Here is a 4,757-nt window from a genome sequence, read left to right as displayed (position 1 = left end):
ATCCGGCTTCCGCCGGCTGCGTCGGCGTGGCCGGGGGTGTCCACGGCTGCGGCGCACCTTCGGCGGGCGCCCACGGCCGCCCGTCGGGATCGGTGGGCCGGTCGCCCGGCGGGCCGGGGGAGCGGTCGGACGGCTGCTCGCGCGACCGGTCGGACCAGCGATCGGACCCGGAAGCGGCAGCTTCCGGTCGCGGATCGGGGTCGGACGCAGGCACCCATCCATCCTGCCGCATGGCTCCGACAGGACCGGGCCGCCGGGCCGGGCGCGACCGGCCGCCGGCGACGGTGCCGGAGCGGTCCTCGGGTGCGGCATCATGGCCGATGTGAATCCCGTCGCGCCGGACACTGCAGGACCGGACAGCTCGACCATCCCTCCGGCCCCGCCGGAGCCGGAAGCGGTGGTGCTGACCGACGAGCTGATCGCCCTGGCCCGGGCGGCGGCGGCCGAGGAGGCGGGCCCCGACGGTGTGGGTGACTACCTCGGTGCCTGGACCGAGGACGCCGTCGCGACCAGCGCGAGGTTCGCCGCCACCGATCGGGGTTACCGCGGCTGGCACTGGCTCGTCACCGTCGCCGTCGTGGAGACCACGCGGCCGACGATCAGCGAGGTCGTCCTGCTGCCCGGCGACGGTGCGCTGCTGGCGCCGGCCTGGGTCCCCTGGGACCAGCGGGTCCGGCCGGGCGACCTGGGCGTCGGGGATCTGCTGCCCCCGCCGCCGGACGATGCCCGGCTGGTCCCCGGCTACCTCGACTCCGACGACCCGGCGGTGCGCGAGGTCGAGTACGAGTTCGGCTTCGGCCGTCCCCGGGTGCTCGGCCGGGAGGGCCGTGACGAGGCGGCCCAGCGCTGGCACGACGGTTCCTTCGGCCCGGCGGACCCGATGGCCAAGCAGGCCCCCGCGGCGTGTGGCACGTGCGGCTTCTACGTGCGGCTGGAGGGACTGCTGGGGCAGACGTTCGGGGCGTGCAGCAACGAGTTCTCGCCGGCCGACGGGCGGGTGGTGGATGTCGCCTACGGCTGCGGCGCCCACTCGGAGACCGTCATCGACGCGCCGTTGATCTCCGCGTCGACCGCCGCGGTGATGGACGAGGTCACCCTCGAGGTGCACCGCCGGCCGGCCGCCGGAGCCGCGGGAGCCGCCGAGGCCGAGTCCGAGCCGGCCGTCGCCGGCTCGGAGATCGCCGGTGCCGCGGTCGAGGCCGCCGGGAACGAGGACGCGGCGGTCGAGCGCAGCGGGGCCGAGAGCACCGGCGTCGAGAGCACCGGAATCGAGGGCACCCGGGCCGAGGACACCGAGGGCACCGCGACCGTCGACGAGCCGGCCGCGGGCACCGACGCCGCCGCCCCGGCCGTCGGCGATGCCATCGAGCCGCCGACCGGCGGCGACTCCGCCGAGGACACCGCCGTCACGGATGCGGCCGAGCCTGCCGCCGTCGGAGAGCCCACCGAGCCGGCGGCCGCCGGCGGCCCCGTGGTGGGCGCGGGCGGCGCCGAAGCCGCCGGGCCGGGCGAGTCCACGGACCACACGGACCAGACTGACGACCCGGTGGGCGCGACGGACCGCACGGCCGAGCCGGTGGACCGCATGGACGAACCCGTGACGACGACGGACGACCCGGTGGGCAGTGCGGTCGCGGACGGGGACCCGGCCGGGCCGGCGGCCCCGGACGCGAACGTCGCGGGCGAGCCCGTCCCGCAGCCCTGACCGGACCGGTGACCGGGACCGACCCGTTCGGCACGGCCGACCTGCGCCGGGTGGTGCTGGCGGCCTGGTCCGCCTCGCCGGCGCGGTTCCGGGAGGACGCCAACGCCGAGGACCTGCTGGCGGCCGGCGGGTACGCGGGCCGGGCGCTGGTCGAGCTGGCCGCGAACGGGGTGGACGCCGCGGCGGCGGCCGGGGTGCCGGCGCGGCTGCGGGTCGATCTGGTCGACGATGAGCTGCGGCTGGCCAATGTCGGTGCGCCGCTGGATGCGGCCGGGGTGGGGGCGCTGGCGTCCCTGCGTGCCTCGGCCAAGCGCGGCGTCGCCGGCACGATCGGGTTCTTCGGGGTCGGCTTCACCTCGGTGGTCGACTGGACGTCGACGCCCCGGGTGGTGTCGATCACCGGTGGCATCCGCTTCGACGAGGCGGCGACCCGGCAGGCCGTCCGCGACGCGGGCGTCCCGGCGCTGACCGAGGAGCTCACCCGCCGGGCCGGGCACGTGCCCGTGCTGCGGTTGCCCTGGCCCACCGACCCGGCCGAGCCGGCCCCGCCGCCGGGGTACGTCACCGAGGTGCGGCTGCCGCTGCGCCCCGCGGTGCGGGCCGAGGTCGGGGCGCTGCTGGCCGACCCGGAGACGGCGCTCGACCTGTTCTGGGCGCTGCCCGCACTGCTGGAACTGGAGCTGCCCGGCCGGGTGGTGCGGCGCCGGACCGAGGACGGCGTGGTGACCATCGAGCAGCAGGGGCCGGCCGGCACCCGGTCCAGCCGGTTCCGGGTGGTGGGTCGCAGCGGGGAGGTGCCCGCGACCGTGCTCGCCGCTCGCCCGGTCGAGCAGCGCGGGCGCACCGGCTACGCCCTGAGCTGGGTCCTCGCCCTGGATGCCGACCCTCTCGGGGACACGCCGGTCCGGCCGGTCACCGTCGGCGCGCCCGTCCCCACGGACGAGCCGACCACGCTCCCGGCCCGCCTGGTCGGCACGCTGCCGGTCGACGACACCCGCCGCCGCCTGGCTGCCGGCCCGTTGACGGACTGGTTGCTGGACGCCGCCGCCGACCTCTACCTCGACCTGCTGGCCGCGACCGAACCCGGCGAACGGTGGCGGTTGCTGCCGGTCGCCGGCTTCCCGGCGGGGCCGATCGACGCGACGCTCCGCGCGGCGGTCACCGCCCGGGCCGAGACGACGGCCTTCCTGCGGACCGCCACCGGCGACCCGGTCACCCCGCGGGCGGCGGTCCAGCTGCCCGGTCTCGACGGCGATGGGGCGCAGGTGCTCGGGCAGGCGATCCCGGGCCTGCTCGGCCCGGTCCCGCCGGCGGCGGTTGCCGCCCTGCGGCCGCTCGGCCTGACGACGCTCGACTGGTCCCAGGTCGGCGGGGCCCTCGCCGGGCTGGACCGGCCGCCCGGCTTCTGGCGGCAGGTCTACCGGGCCGCCGCGCGGGCCCAGCCGGCGCCGCGGCCCGAGGACCTGGCCGATATGCCCGTCCCGCTGGCCGGCGGCGGCCGCGCGATCGGGGCGCGCGGCTGCCTGGTGCCCACGGGGGCCGCCACCCCGAGCCCGTCGGCCCTCCGCGGGGGCGCGGACGACGCGATCAGCCGGGACGGCGGGATCGGCGGGCTCGAGGGGAACGAGGGTATCGGGGGGATCGACGGGATCGACACCGATCTGGCCCGCCGGCTCGGCGAGGTCGTCCCGGAGTTGCGCATCGTCCACCCCGACGCCGGGCATCCGCTGCTGTTGCGGCTCGGGGCCGTCCCGGCCGACGCACCGGCCGTGCTGGCCGATCCGGCCCTGGCCGCCCGGGTGGCGGCGCTCCGGGAGGAGCTGGAGGAGGTGGACGTCGAGGACGCCGAGGTGCGGGCGCTGGGCGGCGTCGTCCTCGACCTGCTGGCCGCCGGCGGGGACGACCGGGCGGCCGCCCCGGTCCTGGCCGACCTGCTGCTGACCGACGCCGAGGGCAGCCCCTGGCCGGCCGTCGAACTCCTGCTGCCCGACGCCCCGCTCGCCGCCCTGCTCGCCGACGACGACGACCGGGCGGTCGTCGGGCCGGAGTGGGTGCGCCGCTACGACCGGGCGCTGCTGGTGCGCGCCGGCGTCCGGGACGGTGTGCCGGTCGTCGCCGTCGCCGACCCCGTCCCCGATGCGATCGCCGACCGGCTGCCGGGGGTGGACGACTGGGCGGAGGAGTACCCGCTCGCCGCCGCGGCGCCCTTCCTCGCGCTGGCCGACCTCGACCTGATCGACGACGACGCCTGGGCGGCCGCGCTGGCCCTGGTCGCCGGGGACCCGCGCGCCCGGGAATGCCTGCGCCCGACCGCCGACGGCCCGTCGTACAGCGCCTGGTGGCTCGGCACCCACGCGCGGCTGGGCGGCCGGCCGCCCGGCGGGTGGCGGTTGCCGGCGGCCGCCGAGCTGGCCGGGCTCTACGACCCGCTGCCGGTCGAGCTGGATGCCACGGTGGCCCGGTGGATCGGGGTGCGGGCGGATCTGGCGGGGGCCGCGGCCGATCCGGCCGACCTGCTGGAGCGGGTCACCGATCCGGAGCGGCCCGTGCCGGCCGCGCTGGTGCCCCGGTTGACCGCCGTCCTGGTCGCGGCGCTGGACGCGGCGGGCGAGCTCGACCTGCCCGCCACGGTGCGGACCGTCACCGGCGCGGTGGTCGAGGCGGGCACGGGGTGGGTCCTGGACCGCCCCTGGTGGGTACAGGTGGAGGACCCGGGCCGGCTGGTCCCGGGCGGGGCCGATCCGGAGCTGGTCGGCCGGGTGCTGGACCTGCCGCCGGTCTCCGCCGCCGGCTCCGGCCCGGTGTCCGTCGACGGGTCGCCGCCGGACGAGGCCGAGGCGCGCTGGCGCCGGGCGGCCGCCGCCGTTGGCGTGGATCCCGACGCGGTGCCGCTGACCGTCGCCGCATCCGTGCGGGTGAGCCGGCCGGACCGGCCGGACGGCGCCGTCCGGTGGTGGTGCGCCGACGGCCGTTACTACGCCGACGGGTCGGCCGCCGCGCTGGGCCGGGTGGCGGCGTGGGCGGCCGGGCGCTGGTCGCTGCGGCACCTGGC

2 protein-coding genes are annotated in these 4,757 nt (G+C 78.8%); both read left to right on the top strand.

Translation table 11 applies throughout. The annotated features are described in order from the left end of the window. Nucleotides 1-313: 313 nt before the first annotated feature. Nucleotides 314-1,705: a DUF3027 domain-containing protein gene (locus ACOJUF_RS20130; RefSeq protein ID WP_420123599.1), complete on the top strand. Its 1,392-nt coding sequence runs from the start codon at nucleotides 314-316 to the stop codon at nucleotides 1,703-1,705. 8 nt (nucleotides 1,706-1,713) lie between these two features. Further along, a partial coding sequence (locus ACOJUF_RS20125; protein WP_420123598.1) for a sacsin N-terminal ATP-binding-like domain-containing protein occupies nucleotides 1,714-4,757 on the top strand: 3,044 nt, incomplete at its 3' end.

This window comes from Nakamurella sp., assembly GCF_048594475.1.
Classification (GTDB): domain Bacteria; phylum Actinomycetota; class Actinomycetes; order Mycobacteriales; family Nakamurellaceae; genus Nakamurella.
The sequence above is the reverse complement of the archived record's forward strand: the minus strand, read 5'-3'. Positions and strand labels throughout refer to the sequence as shown.

Bases quoted from the DNA above. Each gene is read 5' to 3' on its own strand.
- ACOJUF_RS20130 (WP_420123599.1), top strand. From the start codon at position 314: ATGGCCGATGTGAATCCCGTCGCGCCGGACACTGCAGGACCGGACAGC.